At 69.9% G+C, this 23,003-nt stretch carries 21 protein-coding genes, 1 tRNA gene and 1 pseudogene; 13 read left to right on the top strand and 10 right to left on the bottom strand.

Annotated features, from left to right (window positions below; all coding sequences use genetic code 11):
- Nucleotides 1-345 precede the first annotated feature (345 nt).
- The 3 genes from ACZ4S3_RS33290 to ACZ4S3_RS33280 all read left to right on the top strand — a co-directional run bounded on the left by ACZ4S3_RS33290 (nucleotide 346) and on the right by ACZ4S3_RS33280 (nucleotide 3,135).
- Entirely contained in the window at nucleotides 346-1,590 is a 1,245-nt protein-coding gene (locus ACZ4S3_RS33290) for an ATP-grasp domain-containing protein (protein ID WP_467941077.1), read from the top strand.
- Nucleotides 1,587-2,834, top strand: a complete 1,248-nt coding sequence (locus tag ACZ4S3_RS33285) for an MFS transporter (protein ID WP_467941073.1) — start codon at nucleotides 1,587-1,589, stop codon at nucleotides 2,832-2,834. The genes ACZ4S3_RS33290 and ACZ4S3_RS33285 overlap by 4 nt, the downstream gene beginning before the upstream one ends.
- A gap of 228 nt (nucleotides 2,835-3,062) precedes the next feature.
- A tRNA-Arg gene (locus tag ACZ4S3_RS33280) sits at nucleotides 3,063-3,135 on the top strand.
- 268 nt (nucleotides 3,136-3,403) lie between these two features.
- On the opposite strand, the gene ACZ4S3_RS33275 is transcribed toward ACZ4S3_RS33280, so the two are convergent.
- The gene (locus ACZ4S3_RS33275; RefSeq protein WP_467941069.1) at nucleotides 3,404-4,396 is read right to left on the bottom strand and encodes a GlxA family transcriptional regulator; all 993 of its coding nucleotides are present in this window, start codon (nucleotides 4,394-4,396) and stop codon (nucleotides 3,404-3,406) included.
- Nucleotides 4,397-4,561: 165 nt separating this feature from the next.
- Between ACZ4S3_RS33275 and ACZ4S3_RS33270 the strand changes: the two genes are divergently transcribed.
- Nucleotides 4,562-5,152, top strand: coding sequence for a cysteine hydrolase family protein (locus tag ACZ4S3_RS33270; protein ID WP_467941065.1), 591 nt, complete (start codon nucleotides 4,562-4,564; stop codon nucleotides 5,150-5,152).
- Between the two features lie 118 nt (nucleotides 5,153-5,270).
- Entirely contained in the window at nucleotides 5,271-5,531 is a 261-nt protein-coding gene (locus ACZ4S3_RS33265) for a DUF7683 domain-containing protein (RefSeq protein WP_467941061.1), read from the top strand.
- An 83-nt stretch (nucleotides 5,532-5,614) separates the two neighbouring features.
- On the opposite strand, the gene ACZ4S3_RS33260 is transcribed toward ACZ4S3_RS33265, so the two are convergent.
- From ACZ4S3_RS33260 to ACZ4S3_RS33250, 3 genes and pseudogenes are all read right to left on the bottom strand, one after another.
- Nucleotides 5,615-5,776, bottom strand: a complete 162-nt coding sequence (locus ACZ4S3_RS33260; protein WP_467941057.1) for a hypothetical protein — start codon at nucleotides 5,774-5,776, stop codon at nucleotides 5,615-5,617.
- A 122-nt stretch (nucleotides 5,777-5,898) separates the two neighbouring features.
- Nucleotides 5,899-6,390, bottom strand: a pseudogene (locus ACZ4S3_RS33255) (M24 family metallopeptidase); the annotation flags it as partial.
- A gap of 18 nt (nucleotides 6,391-6,408) precedes the next feature.
- Nucleotides 6,409-6,843 (bottom strand): pyrophosphohydrolase domain-containing protein, encoded by a 435-nt coding sequence (locus tag ACZ4S3_RS33250; protein ID WP_467941053.1) that lies wholly within the window; start codon nucleotides 6,841-6,843, stop codon nucleotides 6,409-6,411.
- 137 nt (nucleotides 6,844-6,980) lie between these two features.
- Here ACZ4S3_RS33250 and recQ point away from each other — a divergent pair, with 137 nt between their 5' ends.
- A complete protein-coding gene (gene recQ, locus ACZ4S3_RS33245; protein ID WP_467941051.1) occupies nucleotides 6,981-8,987 on the top strand; it encodes a DNA helicase RecQ in 2,007 nt (668 codons plus the stop codon).
- A gap of 125 nt (nucleotides 8,988-9,112) precedes the next feature.
- On the opposite strand, the gene ACZ4S3_RS33240 is transcribed toward recQ, so the two are convergent.
- Both ACZ4S3_RS33240 and ACZ4S3_RS33235 read right to left on the bottom strand, forming a co-directional pair.
- A complete protein-coding gene (locus tag ACZ4S3_RS33240) occupies nucleotides 9,113-10,534 on the bottom strand; it encodes a sensor histidine kinase (RefSeq protein ID WP_467941047.1) in 1,422 nt (473 codons plus the stop codon).
- Nucleotides 10,531-11,256, bottom strand: coding sequence for a hypothetical protein (locus ACZ4S3_RS33235; protein ID WP_467941043.1), 726 nt, complete (start codon nucleotides 11,254-11,256; stop codon nucleotides 10,531-10,533). The genes ACZ4S3_RS33240 and ACZ4S3_RS33235 overlap by 4 nt, the downstream gene beginning before the upstream one ends.
- 277 nt (nucleotides 11,257-11,533) lie before the next feature.
- On the opposite strand from ACZ4S3_RS33235, the gene ACZ4S3_RS33230 reads away from it, so the two are divergent.
- Nucleotides 11,534-11,854, top strand: a complete 321-nt coding sequence (locus tag ACZ4S3_RS33230) for a hypothetical protein (protein WP_467941041.1) — start codon at nucleotides 11,534-11,536, stop codon at nucleotides 11,852-11,854.
- A gap of 76 nt (nucleotides 11,855-11,930) precedes the next feature.
- Here the strand turns inward: ACZ4S3_RS33230 and ACZ4S3_RS33225 are convergent, their stop codons facing one another.
- Nucleotides 11,931-12,773 carry an isocitrate lyase/PEP mutase family protein gene (locus ACZ4S3_RS33225; RefSeq protein WP_467941037.1) on the bottom strand — a complete coding sequence of 281 codons (843 nt, stop codon included), beginning with the start codon at nucleotides 12,771-12,773 and terminating at the stop codon, nucleotides 11,931-11,933.
- A gap of 64 nt (nucleotides 12,774-12,837) precedes the next feature.
- On the opposite strand from ACZ4S3_RS33225, the gene ACZ4S3_RS33220 reads away from it, so the two are divergent.
- The 3 genes from ACZ4S3_RS33220 to ACZ4S3_RS33210 are packed head-to-tail and all read left to right on the top strand — an operon-like array spanning nucleotide 12,838 to nucleotide 14,916.
- On the top strand, nucleotides 12,838-13,593 hold the full coding sequence (locus ACZ4S3_RS33220; protein WP_467941034.1) for an ArsR/SmtB family transcription factor: 756 nt from the start codon (nucleotides 12,838-12,840) through the stop codon (nucleotides 13,591-13,593).
- A 43-nt stretch (nucleotides 13,594-13,636) separates the two neighbouring features.
- Nucleotides 13,637-14,092: an ADP-ribosylation/crystallin J1 gene (locus ACZ4S3_RS33215; RefSeq protein WP_467941033.1), complete on the top strand. Its 456-nt coding sequence runs from the start codon at nucleotides 13,637-13,639 to the stop codon at nucleotides 14,090-14,092.
- Nucleotides 14,089-14,916 carry an ATP-grasp domain-containing protein gene (locus ACZ4S3_RS33210; RefSeq protein ID WP_467941029.1) on the top strand — a complete coding sequence of 276 codons (828 nt, stop codon included), beginning with the start codon at nucleotides 14,089-14,091 and terminating at the stop codon, nucleotides 14,914-14,916. Before ACZ4S3_RS33215 ends, ACZ4S3_RS33210 begins: the two co-directional genes overlap by 4 nt.
- Here ACZ4S3_RS33210 and ACZ4S3_RS33205 read toward each other — a convergent pair.
- Together ACZ4S3_RS33205 and ACZ4S3_RS33200 are read right to left on the bottom strand one after the other, a co-directional pair.
- The gene (locus tag ACZ4S3_RS33205) at nucleotides 14,833-16,470 is read right to left on the bottom strand and encodes a glycosyltransferase family 39 protein (RefSeq protein WP_467941025.1); all 1,638 of its coding nucleotides are present in this window, start codon (nucleotides 16,468-16,470) and stop codon (nucleotides 14,833-14,835) included. The two genes, ACZ4S3_RS33210 and ACZ4S3_RS33205, sit on opposite strands and share 84 nt — an antisense overlap.
- Before the next feature lie 149 nt (nucleotides 16,471-16,619).
- Entirely contained in the window at nucleotides 16,620-19,478 is a 2,859-nt protein-coding gene (locus ACZ4S3_RS33200) for a D-alanyl-D-alanine carboxypeptidase family protein (protein ID WP_467941021.1), read from the bottom strand.
- A gap of 190 nt (nucleotides 19,479-19,668) precedes the next feature.
- Between ACZ4S3_RS33200 and ACZ4S3_RS33195 the strand changes: the two genes are divergently transcribed.
- The 3 genes from ACZ4S3_RS33195 to ACZ4S3_RS33185 all read left to right on the top strand — a co-directional run bounded on the left by ACZ4S3_RS33195 (nucleotide 19,669) and on the right by ACZ4S3_RS33185 (nucleotide 21,972).
- Nucleotides 19,669-20,409 (top strand): GOLPH3/VPS74 family protein, encoded by a 741-nt coding sequence (locus ACZ4S3_RS33195; RefSeq protein ID WP_467941017.1) that lies wholly within the window; start codon nucleotides 19,669-19,671, stop codon nucleotides 20,407-20,409.
- Nucleotides 20,410-20,678: 269 nt separating this feature from the next.
- A complete protein-coding gene (locus ACZ4S3_RS33190) occupies nucleotides 20,679-21,545 on the top strand; it encodes a helix-turn-helix domain-containing protein (RefSeq protein ID WP_467941013.1) in 867 nt (288 codons plus the stop codon).
- A 217-nt stretch (nucleotides 21,546-21,762) separates the two neighbouring features.
- Nucleotides 21,763-21,972, top strand: coding sequence for a DUF397 domain-containing protein (locus tag ACZ4S3_RS33185; RefSeq protein WP_467941010.1), 210 nt, complete (start codon nucleotides 21,763-21,765; stop codon nucleotides 21,970-21,972).
- 192 nt (nucleotides 21,973-22,164) lie between these two features.
- Here ACZ4S3_RS33185 and ACZ4S3_RS33180 read toward each other — a convergent pair whose 3' ends face one another.
- Nucleotides 22,165-22,989, bottom strand: coding sequence for a hypothetical protein (locus ACZ4S3_RS33180; protein ID WP_467941176.1), 825 nt, complete (start codon nucleotides 22,987-22,989; stop codon nucleotides 22,165-22,167).
- Between the last annotated feature and the right edge of the window lie 14 nt (nucleotides 22,990-23,003).

Genomic DNA, 23,003 nt, shown 5'->3' with positions numbered 1-23,003 from the left:
AGGACCCCAACACAGCCAACTTGTCCGCCCGGATTCCCGCCCCTTACGGACCGAACCCGTGCGGGGAACGAACACACCACTCCCGTAAGGCGAATTCGCCGCGCCGGCGCACCCGCCCGGCCACCGCCCAGGAATCAGACGTTCCGCTAAATCCGAGTCAACCAGAACCTGTTGACTCGGATGGTCCCCTCGGAGATGCTGTACCGAGTGTGTCTGCCAAGTCCCGCCTCGACGCGTTCCCTTCGGAAGTGACGTACTGGATTCGCCAGTAGGTGCACCGGAGTTGTGAACACCCGGTCAACTTCCAGTAGTCGCATGCACGCTGTAACGACATGAGGAGTTTCCTTGTCCCCCACCACCCCTGTTGTCGCGATCGTCGACGGATACGCCTCCGGCAATTTCCTGCCGCCCGCGTTCGCCAAACTCGGCGCCCGCGTCGTGCATGTGCAGAGCACGCCCGAGCTGATGACTTCGATGCTGCTTCCGGACATGGCACAGTACGAGGCCAATATCGTTGGTGACGAGGACGAACTGGTCCGTCAGCTCGGAGAATTGAATCCGGTCGCGATTGTCGCCGGGCAGGAGCCTGGCGTCCCGATGGCAGACCGCCTGAGCGAGCGCCTTGGGGTGCCTTCCAACGGGTCGCGGCTGTCCCTGGCCCGCCGCGACAAGTACGAGATGATCGAGGCGCTTCGGGCCGCCGACGTCAACTGTGCCCAGCAGATGAAGAGTTCCTCCCCGCAGGCCCTGGTCGACTGGGCCGTGGAGCGCGGCGAGTACCCCGTGGTGGTGAAGCCGCTCAGCTCGGCCTCCACGGACAACGTTTACATTTGCGACGACGCCGATGCGGTGCGGACCGCCGCGGAGAAGGTGCTCGCCGCGCGCGACATCTTCAACCTCCCGAACGAGGAGGCGCTGATCCAGTCCTACCTGGACGGCGTCGAGTACGCGGTCGACACCGTGAGCCACGACGGCCACCGGTTCGTCGTCGCCGTGTGGCGGTACGAGAAGGACCTCGTCAACGGCAAGATGATCTACGACAAGGACGTTCTGGTACCGACCGACCAGTCTCCGATCCCCGAGCTGATCGCCTATGTCGACAGCGTGCACGAGGCCCTGAACATCCGGTACGGGCCGACGCACACCGAGGTGAAGATGACCTCCAACGGCCCCGCCCTGGTCGAGATCGGCGCCCGCATCAACGGCGGCCTCAACCCCGGCTTCCAGGACGAGTGCCTGGGGCACAACCAGGTCGACCTGTACGCGCTGTCGTACCTCGACCCGGAGAAGTTCCTCAAGGAGTACGGCGACCGGACCTACGAGTACCGGCAGCCCGCCACGCTGTTCACCTGCCCCACCTCGCTGACGGGGACCGTGGTAGCGATCAACCAGGAGGTCCTCCAGGAGATCAACTCGCTGCCTACGGTGTTCCTCAGCGTCGTCAAGGTCCAGCCGGGCGGGCGCGTACGCCGCACCACCGACCTGCTGTCCAGCCCGCTGCGGGTCTTCCTCACCGGAGACACCGAGAGCGCCATCCTTGAGGACTACGCCCGAGTGAAGGAACTCAAGGACAAGGTCTTCGAGCTTTGATACTGCGTGGCACCTTCGACACGGTTCGCCGGCTGAAGCCGGAGCTCAGGGTCCTGTTCATCACAACCCTGCTGTTCCGCACCGGCACGATGGCGTTCCCCTTCCTCGCGGCCTTTCTCGTGGGGCGTGGCGACTACTCCGGCAGCGAGATCGGCGTGATCGTCGCGGCCTACGGGGTGGGCGCGCTGGTCGCCGACCTGTCGGCGGGCCCGCTGCTGCGAGCCGTGTCCGGCCGCACCGTGATGATTGCCGGCCTGGTCGGCAACGCGTTGCTGGTGGCGGTCCTCCCCTTGGCGAACGAGGCGAGCCTGCTTATGGCCGCCTCGTTCGTCTGGGGCTTCTTGTACGAAGTGTTCACGCCGGCCTCGTACCAGGAGACCATCAGCCACTCCACCGAGGAGGAGCGCAAGGTCGCCTTCTCCTGCAACCGCCTCGCGATCAACCTTGGCGGCGGCGTCGGCCCGGCGGTCGGCGGCATCGTCTTCACCTGGCAGCCGACCGCGCTGTTCTTCATCAACGCTGCCGTCGTGCTCGTCGCAGCGGCGCATCTGGCCCTGCGCATGCGCGGCGGTTCGCGGCGCGCGGTGGCCGCGGCACAGCGCTCCGGCCGCGCCGGACTGATGTCGCAGTCGCTGAAGAACGAAACGCGCTTCTGGTCGGTCTTCGTGCTCGCCCTCCCGATCCATCTCGCGTTCGCGCTGCCTCCGACGTTCCTCAGTACGTACGTCATCAACGAACGTGGCATGTCGAGCATCTGGGCCGGCGTCATCTTCACGGTGAACGCCCTCTGCGTCGTGCTGTTCGAGGTACCGCTGAACACCGCGATGCGCGAGGTGAGCCACTTCTGGTCCCTGGCCTCCGGCTATCTGCTGGCGGCAGCGGGCTTCGTGCTGATGGGATTCGTGAACTCCGGGCCGGCACTCCTCGGCGCTACGCTGCTGTGGACGGCCGCGGAGATGATCGTCTTCCCGAGCCTCCTGCACTACGTGAGCTCGGTGTCCGAGCCCGCCGTCTCCGCCCGCAACATGGGTCTGTACGCGGCGGGCGTCAACGTGGGGCTCATCGCCGTCCCCCAGGTCAGCCTCCTGCTCGTCGCCCACGGCGGCGGCCAGAGCCCGTGGTACCTGTCCGGCGCCCTCGTCGGGGTGGCCCTGCTACTCATCGTGGCCATCCGCCGCAGCACCTACTTGTGGCTCCCCGAGACCACCTCCGACAGCACCAGCGAGGCCGCCCCTGTGACGTGATCCCGCATCCGTGGTCACCTCCTCGGCCCCGAGCCGGCCTCGGCGGGTGGGCCGAGGCAAGTGGACACGCTGCCGTCCTCCCAGCGAGCCACGCCCCGAGCCCCACCCGCTACACTGTCCGCGGTGGCGCAGGCCTTGGTGTCCGCGAGCACCACAACTCTGCCGGAAAAGAAACTGCACGGATGCGCCCACCTTCGGGGCATGTCCACCACACTTTCCGACAGGCCCGCCTCCGTAGCTCAGGGGATAGAGCACCGCTCTCCTAAAGCGGGTGTCGCAGGTTCGAATCCTGCCGGGGGCACACGGCTAAGGGCCAGTTCAGAGGCTTGATTCTCTCGAACTGGCCCTTAGGCATGATCACAGCCATGCCCTACCCGTGCCACAGAGGCCGCTAAGCGGCCGCATCACCCCGTGTGTGCCGGCCGCGCGGGGCGTGCTGCGGCCTCTGATCCGGTCGTCCCGAACGATGCTCCGCCACAGTCGACCACCTGGTGGCCAAGGAAGACGTGACCATCGGGGCAAGCAGGGGGCATTGCCGGCGCTCGGAGAGAGCCTGCCGAGCCTGCCCGCTAAACGGAAGACCGGAATCGATTTCGGTATTCCGTCGGTGTCGTATCGAGTTTCCGGCGGAAGGCGCGGATGAGGGTGTCGGTCGTGTTGAAGCCGCAGGTGGACGCGACGCGTTCGAGGGCGTCATCCGTGGATTCAAGTTGATTGCGCGCCACTTCGACGCGGGCTGATTCCACGTAGGCAGCTGGGGTCATGCCGAGTTCCGTCTTGAAGATTCTGGTGAGCTGTCGTTCGCTTACATGGGCTTGCCGGGCGAGATCGGCGACGGTGAGATATTCGGCGACGTTTCGCGTGATGTAGTGGCGGAGATCGTCCATGCGTCGCGTGGTCGAGACGGGCTCGAGCGGAACGCTGAACTGGCTTTGACCACTGGGCCGTTTCAGATACATCACGAGCTGCCGAGCGACGCAAAGCGCGACGGCCTCGCCGAAGTCATCGGCAACGAGGGCAAGTGACAGGTCAAGACAGGCACTGATGCCCGCGCCGGTCCACACGTCGTGATCACGAATGAAGATCGGGTCGGCGTCGACCTCGATCGACGGGTGATCGGCGGCGAGTTGCTGCGCGGTCGACCAGTGGGTCGTGGCGCGCTTGCCGTCCAATAGCCCGGCGGCAGCGAGGATATGTGCTCCCACGCAGACGGATGCGACGCGCCGTGTGCTGCCGGCGAGCTTCTTCACCCAGGCGACCACGGTGGGGTCGGTGAGGGCGTGAACGCGGCGTTGGTCGTCGACTTCGACCGAGCCGGGAACCATGAGGGTGTCGATACTCCTCCCCGATATCTCCTGGAAGGTGGCGTCAGGGAGGACGCGGACCCCGGCTGAGGTGATTACGGGGTCCATGGTTTCGGCGGCCAGAACGACGTGGTAACCCGTCGCGTCGCCCATCTCCCGTTGCAGCAGGGAGAACACCTCCGCGGGGCCGGTGACGTCCAGCAGGTCGACGCCGTCGAAGAGGATGACGACGATGAACCGTTGGATGCTGCTGCTCAATGGGGCTCCGTCCGGTCGGCGGCGCGTCATGTGGTGACTCGTCAGATGTCTGTATCTGCAAGTTACATGACATTGCGGCCACACGTGGCGGCTCTTAAGTTTGGAGACAGCCATCGAATGATGGCCCGGAACTTTCGACGATATGTAGCCCGGGAAGGTGCAGTAATGCCCACGACAACACTGCGTGAACTCAACGGTTTCGATCAGACTCCGGCATCGCTTGCCGATGCGACGCTGATACTGATCGACTACCAGAACACCTACACCGATGGCGTGATGGAATTGACGGGATGGAAGCCTGCCCTCGACTCTGCCGCCGAATTGCTGGCAAAAGCCAGGAACGTCGGCACGAAGGTCATCCACGTCATCAACGACGGCGGCGAGGGAACTCCGTACGATATCCGCGCTGAAATCGGCCAGATTCACCCGAGTGTGGCGCCCATCGACGGCGAACCGGTCGTCGTCAAGACCGTTCCCAATGCGTTCGTCGACACCGACCTGGGCGAACACCTCGATGCCGCCGGCAACAAGGACGTCATCATCGCCGGATTCATGACCAACATGTGCGTGGCCTTCACCGCATCAGGCGCGTTCCTGCGCGGCAACCGGTCCACCGTAATCGCCGATGCCTGCGCGACCCGGCCTCTGCAGACGGCGGTTGCTGACCTTTCCGCCGAGCAGATCCACCACAGCGCACTCGCAACAATCGCCGATCTCTACGGAGTCGTCGTCCCGTCCGGCTCATCCTTGAGCTGAGCGTCGGGTCGAATGGAATTGGCTGCGGAGAACGGCTGGGCAGCGGCACGATCGACATGGTCCGCGCGGCGATGTCTGGGGCGTTCCGTGGTCATATGGCACCCCTTACGCTGAGTTCATGATCGCGGAAGAGCCATACGTCGTTTGGTCCTTGGATGGCTTCAGCAGGCGGGACGAGTTCTTGGTCACGCAGCGCGTCATCAGCCGGGAGCACATCATCAAGCTTCGCGAGGTGATCATCCCGGATGCAGACGATCCTTGGATGATCTACTGCTACGACGTGCCTCTCGACATCTGGCCCACGGTGGAAGAGATCTTGCAATGCGGCCCGCTTGATCCATGCCTTGATTACCAGACCTCCGCCGGCGCTGCCGAATGACCGACGGATTCGGCAGTCACCGTGCTCCCGAATGTCGCATCCTGACCGAGCCCGAGCCCGAGCCGTTGGGGGCGGTCGTTTGCCTACGCCTGTCGGCGGCGGCGCAGCAGCAGCGTGGCCGTGGCTGCTGCGCCGCCGATGGCAACGGTGGCCGCTCCGGCGATAAGCCAGGCGGTGGCGGGGCCGCCGCCGACGGTGGCGGGGGCAGCGGTGGCGGGGGCGTCGATCCTGAAGGTGGCTTTCATTGTGGCCGTGCCGTTGTGGCTGACCACCTTGGCCTGCGCCCCGCCCGGCTGGGTGGTCCGGTTGAGCGCCCCCAGGCACCTTGGGAGTGTTCGGCGTTATGGCCGGGTACTCGGCCGGGGCCTCAGCCGAGGTCGAGCAGTTCCTCGTAGAAGCCGCCGAAGCCCCGTTCCGCGTCGATGAGATGGATCTCCTGGATCCAGTGGCAGCGCCGCCCTGCAGTGTCGGTGCGGCGCAGCGGGGTGTCGTTGCCCGGGGCGGTGTACGACTCGATGTCGGCGCCGTCGATCTTCTCGTGCGGGAACTCGCCGACCAGATGGCCCGCGTGCCAGCCGCCCAGGGTCCAGCCGGCGTCGGCCGCCAGGGCCTGGATCCGTCCGTAGAGCTGCTTGCCGGTGATGTCCGGGTCGGCCTCGAAGGCCTGCCGGCCGGCCGCGAAGACCTTCGGCAGATCGTTCCGCAGCCGGTGCTTGACCGGGTCGTCGCCCAGGACATAGGTGCGCCCGAAGTCGGCTTCGAACTCCTCGAAGACCGGGCCGAAGTCGGCAAACGCGATGTCGTCCGTGCCGATCGTCCTGTTGGGCGGATTCTCCCGGTACGGCATCAGCTCGGGCGGCCGGGTCGGCCGGCGGAATCAGCAGGGTTCGCCGGCCGTGTGGACCCGTCCCCCGTCCGGGGCCACCCACCCCTGGCGCCGCAGTACCCCCGGGACATCCGGGGCGCGGTAGTGGTCGCCCTTGAGGACCTTGCCGTCCGCCCGCCGGGCGACCTGACCGTCCGGTCCCCGCTTCGACAGGTTGGCCCGGTGGATCTCGGCGATCACCTCGTCCAGGTCGATGCCGTGCGTCAGCGCGGTGCCGTACGCCACGTAGACCAGGTCGGCCAATTCGTGCGCGAGACGGTCGAGCGGACCGTTCACCGACACTTCGGCGACCTCCTGGGCCTCTTCGACCAGCAGGTCACGGCGGTGAGCGGCCTGACCGGAGGAGATCTCGGTGGGCGTGGTGTGCACATCGAGCCCGAAGGCCCGGTGGAACTCGCGGACCAGGGCGGCGGGTGAAGGCTGCATATCCCGACCGTATCGGCTCGCACTGCTGCCTGCCGGGGCAGCGGCCGGTGCCCCGGAAGCCCCCGGCCATATCCTGGCCATGTCCGAGTTATCCACAGGCTCAGCGGGCGCACCCGCGAAGCTCGTACGCTTCTGGGATGGCACTGGCGGACGTGGAAGTGGTCGTGGACATGGATGCGGAAGGCGTTTCGGACGTGAGCGAGGCGGTGCAGGTACTGCGCCGGGTGTTCGGGTATGACGCGTTCCGTGGCAGTCAGCAGGAGATCATCGAGCACGTCATAGGGGGCGGGGACGCCGTTGTCCTGATGCCGACCGGCGGCGGCAAATCGCTGTGCTATCAGATTCCCTCGCTGGTCAGAAGCGGGGTGGGAGTCGTCATCTCGCCGCTGATCGCGTTGATGCAGGACCAGGTGGACGCGCTGCGGGCGCTGGGGGTGCGGGCCGGGTTCCTGAATTCGACGCAGGATCTGGAGGAGCGTCGGCTGGTCGAGGCCGAGTTTCTCGCCGGGGAGCTGGATCTGCTGTATCTGGCGCCGGAGCGGCTGCGGGTGGCGCAGACGCTGAGCCTGCTGGACCGGGGGAAGGTCTCGCTCTTCGCGATCGACGAGGCACACTGCGTTGCCCAGTGGGGGCACGACTTCCGGCCGGACTATCTGGCGCTGTCGATGCTGCACGAGCGCTGGCCGGAGGTGCCGCGGATCGCGCTGACCGCGACGGCGACGGACGCGACGCACAAGGAGATCACCTCCCGGCTGCGGATGGAGGGCGCCCGGCACTTCGTCGCGAGCTTCGACCGGCCCAATATCCAGTACCGGATCGCGGCGAAGAGCGAGCCGAAGAAGCAGCTGCTGGAGCTGCTGCGGAGCGAGCACGCCGGGGACGCGGGGATCGTGTACTGCCTCTCGCGGGCGTCGGTGGAGAAGACCGCGCAGTTCCTGGTGGACAGCGGGATTGCCGCGGTCCCGTATCACGCGGGGCTCGATTCCCGTACACGCGCGGAGAATCAGGCCCGGTTCCTGCGCGAGGACGGGCTGGTGGTCGTCGCCACCATCGCGTTCGGGATGGGGATCGACAAGCCGGATGTGCGGTTCGTGGCGCATCTGGATCTGCCGAAGTCGGTGGAGGGGTATTACCAGGAGACGGGGCGCGCGGGGCGGGACGGCCAACCGTCGACGGCCTGGTTGGCGTATGGGCTGCAGGATGTGGTGCAGCAGCGCAAGATGATCGACGGGTCGGAGGGGGACGACGCGCACCGCCGCCGGCTGGCCGTCCATCTCGATGCGATGCTCGCGCTCTGCGAGACGGTGCAGTGCCGGCGGGTCCGGCTGCTGGAGTACTTCGGGCAGGAGAGCGGCCCGTGCGGCAACTGCGACACCTGCCTCGCCCCGCCGCAGACCTGGGACGGCACGGTGCCGGCGCAGAAGCTGATGTCGACGATCGTGCGGTTGCAGCGCGAGCGGCGGCAGAAGTTCGGGGCGGGGCAGATCATCGACATCCTGATGGGGAAGAAGACCGCGAAGGTCATTCAGTTCGATCATGACGGGCTGAGCGTGTTCGGCGTGGGAGACGACCTCCGCGAGGCCGAATGGCGTGGTGTCGTACGCCAGTTGCTGGCACAGGGGCTGCTCGCCGTCGAGGGCGAGTACGGGACGCTGGTGCTGACGGAGGCGAGCGGCGAGGTGCTGCGCGGCGGGCGCGAGGTGCCGATGCGGCGGGAGCCGGAGAAGGCGGCGCGGGCGGCGAAGGCCAAGACGAAGGGCAAGCGGGCGCCGGTGGATCTGCCCGCGGAGGCGCTGGAGGTGTTCGAGGCGCTGCGGGCCTGGCGGGGCCGTACGGCCAAGGAGCAGGGCGTGCCCGCGTATGTGATCTTCCACGACGCCACCCTGCGGGAGATCGCGCTGGCCCGGCCGGCGACGACGGCTGCGCTGGGGACGGTCAACGGCGTCGGCGAGAACAAGCTCGCCAAGTACGGCGAACCGATTCTGGAGGTGTTGGCGGAAGGCGGCGAGGCACCGGCGGAGGCCGGATCCGTGGCGGCAGGTGGCACGGCGCGCGCGGACGAGCCGGCGTGGGAGGAGCCGCCGGTGGAGGACCGGGAGGCGCCCGAGCCGGACGCCGAGGAGTACGCGGAGATCGACTGGTGAGGCGGCGGGGATTGATGCGCGGATAGCGACTGGCGAGCGGCGAGCGGCGACGGGAGGGAGCCGAGGAGGGGCCGTCAGCGGCTGCCAGTGGCCGTCAGTGGCCGGGCCGGCAGTCGTCAGTGGCGTCAGTGGCTGTCCTGCGGGGTTCGCGGCAGGTGCAGCGTCGCGCGGGCACCGCCGTCGGGGACGTTGGCGAAGCGCAGGTCGATGCCGAGGACGGCGGCCTGGCCGACCGCGATGGTCAGGCCGAGGCCGTGGCCCTTGCCGCGGTCGGGGGCGTCGGTGCGAAAGCGCTGCGGGCCGTGATGGAGCAGCTCGTCGGGGTAGCCCGGACCGTGGTCGCGTACCTCCACGGTCGGGGTGCTGTCGGGGGGCGCGTGGACGGTGACCACGACGGGGGGCCGGCCGTGCCGGTGGGCATTGGTGACGAGGTTGCTGATGATGCGGTCGAGGCGGCGGCGGTCCGTCTCGACAACCGTGCCCGCGCCCGTGGTGTCCCCGGCCGTGGTGTCCCCGGCCGTGGTGTCCCCGGCCGTGGTGTCCCCGGCCGTGGTGTCCCCGGCCGTGGTGTCCCCGGCCGGGGTGACGGTGCCCGTGGGGACTGTGCCCTTCGGAACCGCGTCCGCGCCCGTGATGATCCGCACCGCGGTGTCGAGGCCGGTGGCGCGCACCGAGCGGGTGACCAGCGCGCCGAGTTCGCATGCGGCGAGGTCGGCGTGCTCGGCGCCGGAGTCCAGCCGGGAGATCTCCAGCAGGTCCTCGGTCAGACGGTGCAGCGCCCGCAGCCGGTCGTTGATCATCTCCTTCGGGCGCCCCTCCGGCAGCAGATCGGCCGAGGCGAGGATGCCGGTGAGGGGCGTACGGAGTTCATGGGCGACGTCGGCGGTGAAGCGCTGTTCGGCTTGGAGGCGGCTCTGCAGGGAACCGGCCACCGAGTCCAGCGCCGCAGCCACCGCCGCCACTTCGTCATGTCCCGCGGGACCGCGCCCCGGTTTCCAGCCCCGGCTGTCGCCGACCCGCGCGTCGAGATCGCCTGCGGTGATCCGGCGGGCCACCGCCGCGGTCGTGCCGAGCCGGCGGCTGATGCGGTGCGCGAGGAACAGCCCGGCGAGCGCGACGGCCGCGGCGGCAAGGACGGCCGAGCCGAGGATCGCCGTATCGAACTCCTCCAGGGAGCGCCGGGTGCTCCCGTACGGCGACCACACCGCCATGATGTGGTCGCCCGCGGGCGCCGCCGCCCACATCACCGACCGCCCGTGATACATCCCGACCATGCTGCCGCGTTGGCCACTGCGCACCAACTTGCCGAGTTCCGCCGGGAGTTCGGGGGGATCGATGACGGAGTTGATGCCTTCGCGCGAGGTGCCGTACTCGAAGAGGACGAGGGCGGTGTCGAGGTCCCTACGGGTCTCCTTGCGGACCTGACCGACGGTCTGATGGGCCACCGCGTTGTGGACGAGCACGCCGAGAACGGCGGCGACCGCACAGCACACCGCCGTGACGGTCAGCGCGATCTGCCAGCGGAGGGAGACCGACGGGCGCCTCACTGCCCGGCTCCGGGCGTCGGAACAGGCGACGTTGCCGTGGGAGTGGGAGTGGCCGTGGGCGTCGAAGTGGGCGTCAACGCGGCCGTGGGCGTCGGGTGCTGCGAGGGCGTCTGCGGCGTACGGGCATCGTCGAGGGTGAGGTCCCACAGCCCCATCTCGCCGTTGTCCCATGCGTAGTCGGTGACACTGACGTAGCGCGGGTCCTTGGTGGGCTCCCGGATGACGAGATGCCCCGCCGCCAGCTCGACACCGGCCAGCACCCCGCGCAGCACCAGCACCCGGGTCACGATCTGCTTCTGGACGCTGTAGACGCGCAGCTCGCTGTTCCGGCGGTCGAGGTCGACGGCCATGATCAGATCGGGCTTGCCGTCGCCGGTGAGGTCATGCAGGACGGGACGGCGGACCGCCTTCGCAGCGGGCGGGGCGGCGCCGCCTGCGGCGATGTCGGCGTCGAGGACGGTGAGCGGGTCCGCGGCCGCCATGGTGCCGCTGGGGATGTGCGCGAGACCCGGTACGGGCCGGCGCGCGGCCGGGTTCTCCTCCCGGCGGAGCGGTGCGGGTGAATACTCCGACCACAGGGCGACCGGCGCCTTCACGTCCCGCGCCTCCCCGTCGCTCTTGAGTCTCCCCAGGCCCGCACAGCCGGCGAGGAGGGTGAGCAGCGGCGCCAGTGCGGCGAGGGAGGTCAGGGCGGCGCGGGCCCGCCTCGGCAACCGCGGCATGTCACCACCACCCTTCGCCTCCACCTGCGACCGGATACGCCGGACAGCCGACACCCGGATCCGGTATATACCGGTCCATAGCGTGACCAAGCTACCCAACGCGGCGGGGCGAGGAATCTCCAGGAGGGCCATCTGTCGGCCGTTCCGTCACACGACCTACAGCAGAGATCTTGGTGACTGTTACACAACGTATGGGTCACCGTTAAGGACGCTCCGTAACGTGCTGCCTCAGGCCACATCCCCAGGGCGGCCCAGCCGCCCACGACGAGGAGTACCCATGCCGGCCCAGCGCCGCTCCGTGTTCCGCACCGCCGCCGTCGTGACCGGCGCGCTGACCGTCCTGGTGCTTCCCGCCGGGGCCGCCTTCGCCGCCGACTCCACCGCGCCCGCAGGCAGCCGGACCGAGATCATGCTGCCGGACGACGGGCTGGCCGGAGTCGCCACGAGGATCGGCCATCTGCCCAAGGCAGGGCTCATCGGCGGCGCGGGCGCGCTCGGCGCCGCGGGCGCGGGCATCGTCGCACTCCGCCGCCGCCACGAGGGCCACCCGGCCCGGACCGCCGGCGCACGACGGGCCGGCCGAGCACAGCGCGCCTGAGCGCCACCCCCGGTAGCGCCCCTCGGCCCCTCGGCCCCTCCCGGCTCCCCGCGCCCTCCCGCTCACGTCTTCCCCCTCACCTCTCCCCCATCAGCCGCTGCACCTCCGCATACCCCGGAACCCCGTCACCCGGCGGCCGCCCCGTAAGCACGGACTCCGCCGCCGCGAGGGTGGCTCCCAGGGCCGTACGGAAGAGCAGCGAGCCGGTGCTGATGCGGCGTACGCCGAGATCCGCCAGTCGGCTGACGGTGTGCCGCCCTGGGGCGAAGAGGATGTTCAGCGGGGCGGGGACGGCGGCCACCAGGGCCGACACCTCCCCGTCCGCCACGACGCCCGGTACGAAGATGCCGTCCGCGCCCGCGGCCAGATAGGTCTCGGCGCGGTCGAGCGTGACCGCCAGGGGTGGCGGGGAGTCGGCCGGCCAGTGGGTGTCGATCCGGGCGTTGAGGAACAGGTCCGGGGTGCGTTCCTTCACCGCGGCGATCAACTCGGCCTGACGCACCGGGAGTTGCAGCCCTTCGCCGCCGGGCAGCCCGTCCTCCAGGTTGATTCCGGCGGCTCCGGCGGCCGCCAGTTCCGCGGCCAGGCCGGCCACCCGGTCGGCCGCCCGGTCCCCTCCACCGCCGTATCCGCCCTCAATGTCGACGGTGTACGGGCACGGCAGCCGGCCCTCGAGCCGCCGCGCCAGGGCCGTCGTCGCGTCCCGCACCTCGGCGAGGCCCCGGCCGTCGGGGTATCCGTGAGCCGCGGCGATACCCAGGCTCGTGGTGCCGATCGCCGCGTATCCGGCGTCGGCGAGTGCGACGGCCGAGGCGACGTCCCAGGCGTTGGGCAGCAGCAGCGGCGCGTCGGCGTGGTGCAGGGCGCGGAAGGCGGCGGCGGACAAGGCGGCGGGGCTCGGGCGGCTGGTAGGGCTCATACCGCGACCGTAGGAGCGGATCGTTTCGGCGGGTGCCGAAGTATCGCGGCGGACAATGGATGACATGACCCCGATCCCGACTCCCGCTCCGGCGAACGGCTGCGACGGCCCCGCATACGGCGCCGAGCTCGCCCGGCTGGCCGCGCTGCTGGCGGACCGTACCCGGGCCGCGTTCTGCCTGGCGCTGCTCGACGGGCGGGCCTGGACGGCCGGTGAGCTGGCGGCATACGCCCAGGTCGCGCCCTCGACCGCGAGCGAACATCTGACCCGGCTGACGGAGGGCGGACTGCTGGTCGAGCGGCGTCAGGGCCGCCACCGGTACGTCCAGCTCGCGGGCCCGCGCGTCGCCGAACTCCTCGAATCCCTCACCGCCCACCTGGACCCGCCGACCGCCCCGCCCCGTGGGCTGCGCGCCGCCGGTGCGTCCGCGGCGCTGGCCCGGGGCCGCACCTGTTACGACCACCTGGCCGGGCGGCTCGGCGTGGCCATCACGGACGCCATGACGGAGCGCGGACTTCTCGACCAGGACGGCGGTTTCGCAATCACCGGCGCCGGACGGGACTGGCTCACCGACACCCTGGGGATCGAGGCGGCCGCCCTGCGCAGCGGGCGCCGCCCACAGGCCCGCGGCTGCCTGGACTGGACCGAGCGCCGCCCGCATCTCGCGGGCACGGCCGGCGCCCGCCTCTGCGACCGTCTGCTGGAACGCCGCTGGGTCCGCCGGATCGGCAGCGGCCGGGCGGTACGCCTCACCCCTGACGGCGCGGCCGCGCTGCACGACCTGCTCGGCATCGATGACGCGGCGGCGCGGCTGGTGTGAAAAGGGAGGGCCGGGACCCCGCGGCCCCCCGTACCGTACGGCCATGATCGCCACACCCGAGCCGCCCCGCCCCGAGGCCACCCCCGCCCACCGGGAGCCCGCCACCCCCTCAACGACGCCCTCCGGGCGGCCTGCGCCCACTCGCACTCTCTGGCGCCCCACCGGCCCCGAGGAGCTCGCCCTGGTCGAGGCGTCCGGCTGGCGCGCCTGGCCGCCGCGGCTGCCCGACCAGCCGATCTTCTATCCCGTACTGAACGAGGACTACGCGATACGGATCGCCCGCGACTGGAACGTCCCGGCCTCCGGGGTCGGCCATGTCACCCGCTTCGAGGTCGATGCGGCCTTCCTCGACCGCTATCCGGTACGCCAGGCGGGCGGCGAAACCATCCTCGAACTCTGGGTCCCTGCAGAGGAGTTGGAGGAGTTCAACCACCACATCGTCGGCCGTATCGAACTCGTCCGCAGCTTCCACCCGCCACAGCCGACGCACCGGCCGTGAGCGCCCCCGAACCGGCCCCCACTCTGCTGATCTCGGCGCAGCGCACCAGCACCGCCCTGCTGCTGACCGAGGCGGCCGCCCGGCGCGGCCTGGAGACGGCGGCGCTGACCGGCCCGGCCACCGTACGCGCGCTGACCGGGCGGACGGTGCACTGGTACGGCGGCCCCCGCCTCGCCGACCGCATCGCCGAGCCGCTGCGCCTGGGCCTGCTGGAGCCGCCCGACGACTGGCTGCCCCGCCTGCCCCGCCAACTCACGCACCGGCACATCGAGTTGACGACGTACGCGGAGGCGGCGCGGCGTCGCTCCGGCCGCCCGTTCTTCGCCAAGCCGCCGAGCGACAAGTCCTTCCCGCCAGGCGTGTATAGGGACGGAGCGCGGCTGCCCGCGGCCACGCCGCAGACCCCGGTCCTGGTCTCGGACGCCGTCTCCTTCACCGCCGAGTACCGGCTGTTCCTCCTGGACGGCGCCCTCGCCGCCGCCACCCGCTACGCCGTCCACGGCCGCCTGGACCCCGCGCCGCTCCACCAGGACCCGCATGCGTCCGGCGTCCACGCCTTCGCGGCCCGGCTGCTCGGCCTCGCCCCGCTGCCCACCGCGGCGGCGGTCGACGTGGGCCTGCTGGACGACGGTCGCTGGGCAGTGGTGGAGGCCAACATGCCCTGGTTCGCGCACAGTTACGCCGCCGATCCGAGCGCCGTACTGGACGTGGTGCTGCGCGCGGCAGGCCCGTACGACCGCCTACGGGACGGCGACCGCGGGTACCTGCGTCGCACCTGCCCGAGCCCGACAACCTCGGCACGCCCTGGCGGCGGAGCCGGGTGAGCCGGGCAATGTACGCCCAGGCAGAGCGCAGCCGCACGCGTCACCGCGCCCCGGCGCCCCGGCCACCGCCTCGCCCTCCCCGCACGCCCCCGGCCGCCGGTACAGCGAGATCCGGGCGCCGCGGACCTCGGTACTGGCGCACACCTCGAACGCCTCCCGCAGCGTGGCCCGTTTGGCGATTTCCTGGTCGTTGAGGTCGGCCGGCTGGCCGTCCGGGTCACCGGCGACGACGATCCGGCGAGTGGCGAGTATCCGGGCGCGGATGGTGTCGCCGGAGTGCTCGGTGCCGTAGAGGGTGTGCGAGGCCACCGGGCTCCTGGCCAGGGCGAGATCGTTCAGGCCGCGGAACTCGTGCGGATGCGGCGCGCTCCAGATCCGGCGCCGGGCGGGCATGAACAGCAGCCCGTCGCCGGGAACGGCCATCTCGCGTACGGCCCGGCCCGCCGCGGTGGCGTCGTCGACCCGGCTGTCCGGGCTGCGCAGATGGGCGTCGACGGGCAGCAGCGCCGCCACCACGAGCACCGGCACCGCCGTCCGCCGCAGCCACCGCGCGCGGGTCTGGCCGTCTTCGCCGACCGGCCGCAGCAACCGGGCCAGCGCGGCGCCGGCGAGCAGCGCGAAGCCGGCGACGTAGTAGAGGACGTAGCGGTCGACGTAGGCCGGTTCGGCGTAGGAGAGGAGGAAGAGGAAGAGGGTGGGCAGCAGAAGCAGGGGGATGCCGACGGCGCGCAGGCCGATCGGCCCGCGGGAGCGCACCCGGACCCGGGCGCAGCCGGCACCCAGCACCGCCAGCACCGCGAACGTCAGCAGCTGAACGGGGTCCGGCCACATGAGCCAGCCGATCTGCGCCGACTGCCGGGTGCTGAAGACCGCGAGCGGGGCGAGTCCGGCGAGAACGGTGACGGCGGCCAGGGCCCAGGCCCGCAGCACCCGGCGGGGCAGCCGCGCCAGGACGAGGGCGGCGCCGTGCGCGGGCAGCGCCAGCACGGCGAACTCGTGCAGCAGACCGGCGCACAGCATCAGTGCCGCATAGGCGCACCACAGCGTGCGGCGCGGGTGGGTGGCGGCCGACACCAGGACGTACGTCGCCCAGACGACCACGGCGCAGACCATCGCGTACGAGCGGCCCTCCTGCGCGTACTGCTGCACGACGGGGATCAGCGCGAAGGTGACGCCGGCGAACAGGCCCGCGCGGCGCCCCACCAGGCGCTGCCCCAGCAGCGCGACGCCGGCCGCGGCGGCGGTCATGGCGGTGACGGACGGCAGCCGCAGGCCGATCACCTCGCCGAGGGCGCCGTCGAGCATCGCGTCGTAGCCGGCGAACCAGAGGTGCATCAGCGCGTAGTAGAGGCCGTGTACGGCATCTACGTGCTGCAGCGTCAGCCACAGGTCGGCCAGGCTGCGGTGCGCCATGTCGTAAGTGGCCGCCTCGTCGCGCCAGATGGCGTCCTGTCGGCGGATGCCCCAGGCCCCCAGGAGCAGTATCAGCCCGGAGGGCGTCAGCACCACCGCCCGCTGCGCCGCCCGGTCACCACGGGCGGCCAGGGCGGACACGAACGTCGTCTTCTGTGCTTGCGCTGCGTCGATGACGGGCTCCGGTCATTCGTACGGACGCATGGGGGATGACGCCGCCGGGGCTCAAAAAGCGGCGGGGCCCCCGAATCTAGCAGCGCTAGATCCGGGAGCCCCGCTCCACACTCGCCTCAGCCGATGCGCGTCAGCTTCGACCCGAACGTCGGCTCGGTGAGGTCCTTCTGCAGGGCCACCGGAACCTTCTGCACGCTCGCGCCGTTGCCCACGGTCAACGTGCCGACCGTGGTCCCTGCCTTCGCGGTGTGCGGGACGGTCTTGCCGCCGTCGCCGATGCTCAACTTCAGCTTCTGGCCCGGAACTCCGGCCGCCTTGAGGTCCTTGGTGGCGACGACCGGCGTCTGCCCGCCCAGGCCGTCGTCGACGTAGCCTACGATCTGGCCCCTCTTCACCGCCGTGGCCGAGGTCAGCGCGTTGCGTACCGTCTCGATGACCTTCTTGCTGTTGTCCTTGACCATGGTGAGGCTGTTGGAGGCGTTGGGGTCCAGACCCTTGAAGTGCTGGTCCATCATCGTGCCGAGGATCATCCGGTCCTTGCCGTCCACGGTCTTGTAGGCCGCCCAGGACAGCGTGCCGCCGGCCGCTGTGCTGGAACCGGTCTTGATGCCCTTGATGCTCAGCCCGGCCAGCAGCAGATTGTCGTTGTTGTTGTTGATCCGCCCCGGCAGTCCGTGGATCTCGGCATTGGTCATGGCCACGATCGGCCGGAAGGCATCGAACTTCATGACGGCCTCGGCCAGCTTGAGCTGGTCGACGGCGGTGCTCACGGTCTTGGGGTCCAGGCCGCTGGGGTCGGTGTAGGTGGTCTTCTTCATGCCCAGGTCCTTGGCGGCATCGTTCATCTTCTTGACGAACGCCGCCACATTGTCGGACTTGCTGTCCCAACGGGCCAGCAGCCGGGCGATGTTGTTGCCGGACGGGATCATCAGCATCTTGAGCATGTCCTGCTCGCTGAACCGCTGTCCCGCCTTGAGCCCCTCGATCCGCGACTCGTCCGTGGAACCGCCCTCGGCCACCGCCGTGGCGTCGACCTCGATGTCCGGACCCTTGTCGTCCTTCTTGAGCGGGTGGCCCTTGAGGATGACGTAGGCCGTCATGATCTTGGCGACGCTCGCGGTCGGTACCGGCTTCTGCTCGCCGAACGACCCCAGCTCGCCGGAGCCCACAACCTTGACCGCCGCCTGCCCGTGCTCGGGCCACGGGATGGAGAGCTTGCCGCCCTCGAAGGTGAACGAGGACTTGGCGTCACCAAGGACCAGCGTCGGGTTGGGCAGCGGCCGCACCGCCTGGACGACCACGAAGATGATCGCCAGCAGCGCCGCCAGCGGCGTCCAGATCTTGAACCGGCGGACGACCGTGCGCAGCGTGGTCTCGGGCGGCGGCGGGGTGTTGGTGAGCTTGGCCAGGAGGTCGAGCGGCGGCAGCGGCTCCTGCCGGGTCCGCTCGGACTCGGGCAGCGCGCCGGGCTCGTGACGCGGTGGGGCGGGCGTGGCGGCCGGCGCGGCGGCCGGCGCCGCGGGGGCCTCGGGGGGCAGCTCGCCGGGGCCCTTCGCGGGGGCGGCCTTGTCGAGCGCCTTGCCGGGGGTACGGGCCGGGGTACGGTCCGCCGTCTTGCCGAGGGACTTCCCCGCCGCACCGTCGTCCGCCGACTTCAGCGCCACGAACTGACTGGTCCGCTCCGCGTCCCGCTCGTCGGACTTGCCCTTGGGCGCTTCCTTGCCCTTGGGGGCGGCCTTGCCGCCGTCCTTGCCGCCGTCCGTGCCCTTGGGCTCGCCCTCGCCCTTGCCCTTGCCCTCGCCCTTCGGCTTGCCCTTGTCCTTCGGCTTGTCCTCGTCCTGGGGCTTGTCCTTGCCGGGCGGCGTGATCTTGAACGCGGTGGTCGGCTGGTCGACGGTCTGACCGGCCGCGGCCTTCCCCTTGTTCTTCGCGATGGCAAACGTCCGGGTCGCCTCGTCGACGGGCGCCCCGTCGCCCCCGGCCTCGCCGCCGTCCGCCTTTCCGTCCTTCTTGCCGTCCGTCTCGACGCCCTTGCCGCCGCCCTTGCCGCCGCCCTTGCGCTTCTGGGGGCCGACCATCTTGAACACGGCCGTGGGCTGGTCGACGACCTTGGGCTTGCGCTCGGACTCGGCCTCAGGCTCGGCGTCGGCCTCGCACTTGGGGGCGTCGGCTTCCTTGGCGTCAGCGTCCTTCGCCTCAGGCTCGGCGTCGGCAGCGTCCTTCGCCTCAGGCTCAGCGTCGGCCTTAGCCGCAGGCTTGGCCTTGGCCGCAGGCTTGCCCTCCGCCTTCGCCTTCGCGTCGGCCTTCGCCGCAGGCTTGGCCTCGTCCGCGTCCGTCACGTCCGGCTTTGCTACCGACTTTGCGCCGTCGCCACCGCCGGCGTCCGCGACGTCACCCTCGGCGCCGTCATCGCCGTCATCGCCGTCATCGCCGTCATCGTCGTCATCGCCAGCGTCGTCGGCATCCGCATCGTCGTCCGCAGCGCCCTTGGCACCCGAGGCCTTCTCCGAGGCCTTCCCCGCGTCCCCGTCCGCGCCCCCGTCCTCATCGCCCGTCTCCGCGACCCAAGCCGCCACAGCGGCCCGCAGACGGTCATCGCCACCCCCGGCGTCCCCGTCCCCCGCCGCGGCCGCCTGTGCCGCCTCAGAGCCCTTCCCGGACGCAGGCTCCGCCTCCGGGTCCGACTCCGGGTCCGCCTCCGGCTCGGACTGCGCATCGGCCTCCGCGGCCGTCACCGACTCCGCCGCCTCGCCGGAAGGCTCCACCGAGGCCTCATCCGACGCCTCCGGCTCCGCCTTCTCCACGGCCGCGTCCGCCGCGTCCGATTCCCCGCGGAAGACCGACAGGCGCGGATCGCGTTCGCTCCGCGCCGTCTCCCCCGACGACTGCTTCTTGTCCGACTTGCCGGGGGACTCGCCCGCCACCGATGTCTCCTTCACTACGTCGCACCGCTCCACCACAGCCAGTGTTTCCAAGTCTCCTGTGTCCGCGCGGCGCCATCCCGCCGCCACGCGAACCAGCACGCGCCGCACCCCACGGAAGATGTCGCCGACGTGCTAGACGAGAACGACATACCTACCGGTTCCCTACCGAACCCCCCACGCACCCTCGACAGATGAATGTGAGAGGGGTCACCCTGTCATTCATCCACGCGGGGAGGCATGGATGGGCAGGAGCCGCAGAACAATTCCGGAGGAGCTTCTGCTGCTCGCTTTGGACCCGACCACGGGCACCACAGCGCAGCCGCAGTCGCTCGACCTCGGCCTGGCCGGGGCCCAGCTAGTAGAGCTGGCTCTGGCAGGACGGATAGCCCCAGACGGGGATCGTATCGCCGTGGTGATGCCACGGCCGACAGGAGATCCGACTCTGGACTCCGCGCTCGAACTGCTGCGCCGACGCGGCAGTCCGGTGCGTGCGGTCCATTGGATCGGCGGGCCCCGACTGGGGCTGCGCCAGACGTATCTCACGCATCTGGAACGGTGCGGCATGGTGCATGCCGTAGCAGGTCAGATGTGCGGGGTGCTGCCGACGACGCGCTACCAGGCGACGGAGTCGGCCGTCAGCCGGGAAATCAGGGTCCGGCTGGACAATGCGATCCGCACCGGCGTACCACCGGACCCGCGGACCGCGGCGCTCGCCGCGCTGGCCCATGCGGTCGGACTCGGCAAGCACCTCTACCCGGGGAACGAAGGGCGCTCATCACGCTCCCGTCTCCGGGATCTGATCCGGCACGACCCCATGGGCGGGCTGGTCGCACACGCCGTCATGGATGTGCAGAACGGTGCCGCGGTACAGCCCCGGCGGGCGCAGGCCGCAGGACCGGGAGCCGTACGGCAGCCGGCGGCCGGTGTGCCGGTGCAGTCGCGGCACGCTCACAGCAGCATGGCCCGCGTCGGCGCTCGCTGACGCGGCAGGGCAGTACCAGTACCCGCACTACTCGCATCACCCGCACCACCACCCCTCAACACCCACATCCCATATCCCGCAGAACCGTTCGGGAGCCGCAGCAGGAAGGCGTGGGGTGGCGGTCCGGCCGTTCTGGACGACGGCCCGACCGCCACCCCACGCGCATGCCCGCTCGCCTTCTGTGTCCATTCGACTGCGCGGCGTGGCATCGGAGTGGCACCCTGCTGGACAGAACACATCAGCAGTACGGAGCCGGAGGTGCACTACCCGTGGCGTCCACTATCAACCCCACCGTCAGGCGACGCCGGTTGGGCCAGGAGCTGCGCAGGCTGCGCGAGGAAAAGGGCATGACGGCCGAGCAGGTGGCCGAGCGGCTGTTGGTCTCCCAATCGAAGATCAGCAGACTCGAGAACGGCCGCCGCAGCATCAGCCAGCGCGATGTCCGCGATCTGTGCGGGGTCTACGAAGTGGACGATCACCGCATAGTCGATTCACTGATGCAGATGGCCAAGGATTCGCGCCAGCAAGGCTGGTGGCACGCCTTCGGTGACATCCCGTACAGCGTCTACATCGGTCTGGAGACCGAGGCGGCCTCGCTGCGGGTCTACGAATCGCTGCTGGTGCCCGGCCTGCTGCAGACGCCCGGCTATGCCGAGGCGGTGATTCCCGGCGCGGTTCCCGAGCTCGCGCCCGAGAATCTGGAGAAGCGCATCCAGGTGCGGATGCGCCGCCAGGAACGGGTCAACGACCCCAAGCGCCCGCTGCGACTGTGGGTGGTGCTGGACGAGAGCGCGCTGCGGCGGGTGGTCGGCAGCCATCTGATCATGCGCGAGCAGCTGGAGCACCTCGTCGAGATGAGCCATCTGCCGCATGTGACGGTGCAGGTGCTGCCGTACGACACGGGTGCGCACGCCGGCATGTCGGGGACGTTCTCCATCCTCGAATTCGACGACGCCTCCGATTCGAGTGTGGTGTACATCGAGGGCGTCACCAGTGATCTGTATCTGGAGAAAACCAACGATGTGCACAAATATACGATCATGTATGAGCACCTGCGTGCACAGGCGCTGAACGCCGACCAGAGCCGGGAGTTCATCGCCGCCGCGGCCAAGGAACACGCGGACGCCATGGGGTGAATGGGACGGGCGGGCACCAAGGGGGAAAGGGGGTCGCGAGGTGCGGAATATCGCATTCCGAATAACGGGATCGCACGGTACACCGGCACCCCTCACCATGAAAAGAGATCAAGGAATATGACATTCGGAAGGGTGAACGGCCTCTGCGGCTCGTGATGTTGGCGCGTAGCGTCAGCACTACCGAATCCGCGGTAACTCAGAGTGAGTTGGAGTGAAAATGGCTGTTCAGCCCAATTCCGCGTTCTCCTGGACGAAGTCCTCGTACTCCGGTGGCAACGGCGCCTGTGTGGAGATGGCCGTGCCGACCTCGGCAGCCATCGCGGTGCGCGACTCCAAGGACCCCGAGGGTCCGCGCCTCACGTTCGACAACTCCGCCTGGAGCAGCTTTGTGTCGGACGTGGCCGGCGGCTCGTTCGACCTGGCATGAGTTGAGCCTCATGCATCCCGGTCCGCACGAATACGCGCGGACACGAGCCCTCTCGACTGGATCGCCGTCCCGGCCGAGGGGGCTCGGCCATGCCCGGACAGCACGGGCACCGCAGGCAGACCCGGCAGCGCAGGTAGACCCGGCAGCGCAGGCGGACCCGCCGGCTCAGGTACCGGCGAACCGCCTCTCGTCTCAGCGCAGTTCGCTCACATACCGATCCGTCCCGGGGACGGTCGGAAGGAACGGCGCCACCAGCTCCACCCGGCCCAGCCCGGACTCCGCGACCGCCGCCTCCCGGTCGGCGAAGTGTGCCGCAAAGGCCGCACGCGGGTCCTCCTGGAGGAACCACAACAGCGTCAGCCGGGTGTCGACGCCCTCGACCTGCCGCACATACGACATCCGGTCACCCGGCAGCGGTGTCGGCCGGAAGACGGTGACCATCGCGGCCGGTGAGCCCGCCAGCCGCCGCGGCAGATGCCGGGTGCGCAGCCACTCCAGCAGCTCCGCCCGCCGCTCCGGGCCGTCCGCGTCAATCACCTCCAGGATCAGCCCGGCGTACGGGTGGTCCAGCGCATGGAAGTCGCGAGGGCCCGCCGCGCCGTCCCGGTAGACCGTCGCCGCGTGGTCCTGGAAGGCCGTAAAGACATGCGTGCGGTCCTGGTAGACGCGGCCGTCCCGGTTGAGGCGCCTGTTGATGCCGACGGTCCACTTCATGTGCTCGTCGTAGCGGCCTTCGGTGAGCCAGTACGTGGAGAGATAGCAGCCGGCGGTGACCGGCTGGGCGACGGCGGACTTCGCGGGGTAGCGCAGCAGTTGGAGTTCGCGGGTGGCGACCCAGCGGCGGCCGGCGAAGATCCAGGGCATCGCCATCGCGCCAGCGATGTAGTGGTCGTCCTCGTACCAGCGGTTGTAGGCGTATTCATGGCCCGGATGCGGTTCGACCATGGTGATCAGCGCATGTCCGGGGTGCACCCCGTAGGGGCCGACGGCGGCCAGTTCGGCGTAGGTCTCGTTCATGGTGGCGCGTGCGG

Source organism: Streptomyces sp. NPDC028368, from assembly GCF_055565615.1.
This window is presented reverse-complemented; position numbering and strand designations above follow the sequence as displayed.

Coding starts and splice junctions, on each gene's coding strand:
- ACZ4S3_RS33270 (WP_467941065.1), top strand. CDS start 4,562: ATGCCCACGACAACACTGCGTGAACTCAACGGTTTCGATCAGACTCCG.
- ACZ4S3_RS33265 (WP_467941061.1), top strand. CDS start 5,271: ATGATCGCGGAAGAGCCATACGTCGTTTGGTCCTTGGATGGCTTCAGC.
- ACZ4S3_RS33260 (WP_467941057.1), bottom strand. CDS start 5,776: ATGAAAGCCACCTTCAGGATCGACGCCCCCGCCACCGCTGCCCCCGCC.
- ACZ4S3_RS33250 (WP_467941053.1), bottom strand. CDS start 6,843: ATGCAGCCTTCACCCGCCGCCCTGGTCCGCGAGTTCCACCGGGCCTTC.
- recQ (WP_467941051.1), top strand. CDS start 6,981: ATGGCACTGGCGGACGTGGAAGTGGTCGTGGACATGGATGCGGAAGGC.
- ACZ4S3_RS33235 (WP_467941043.1), bottom strand. CDS start 11,256: ATGCCGCGGTTGCCGAGGCGGGCCCGCGCCGCCCTGACCTCCCTCGCC.
- ACZ4S3_RS33230 (WP_467941041.1), top strand. CDS start 11,534: ATGCCGGCCCAGCGCCGCTCCGTGTTCCGCACCGCCGCCGTCGTGACC.
- ACZ4S3_RS33225 (WP_467941037.1), bottom strand. CDS start 12,773: ATGAGCCCTACCAGCCGCCCGAGCCCCGCCGCCTTGTCCGCCGCCGCC.
- ACZ4S3_RS33220 (WP_467941034.1), top strand. CDS start 12,838: ATGACCCCGATCCCGACTCCCGCTCCGGCGAACGGCTGCGACGGCCCC.
- ACZ4S3_RS33215 (WP_467941033.1), top strand. CDS start 13,637: ATGATCGCCACACCCGAGCCGCCCCGCCCCGAGGCCACCCCCGCCCAC.
- ACZ4S3_RS33195 (WP_467941017.1), top strand. CDS start 19,669: ATGGGCAGGAGCCGCAGAACAATTCCGGAGGAGCTTCTGCTGCTCGCT.
- ACZ4S3_RS33185 (WP_467941010.1), top strand. CDS start 21,763: ATGGCTGTTCAGCCCAATTCCGCGTTCTCCTGGACGAAGTCCTCGTAC.
- ACZ4S3_RS33180 (WP_467941176.1), bottom strand. CDS start 22,989: ATGAACGAGACCTACGCCGAACTGGCCGCCGTCGGCCCCTACGGGGTG.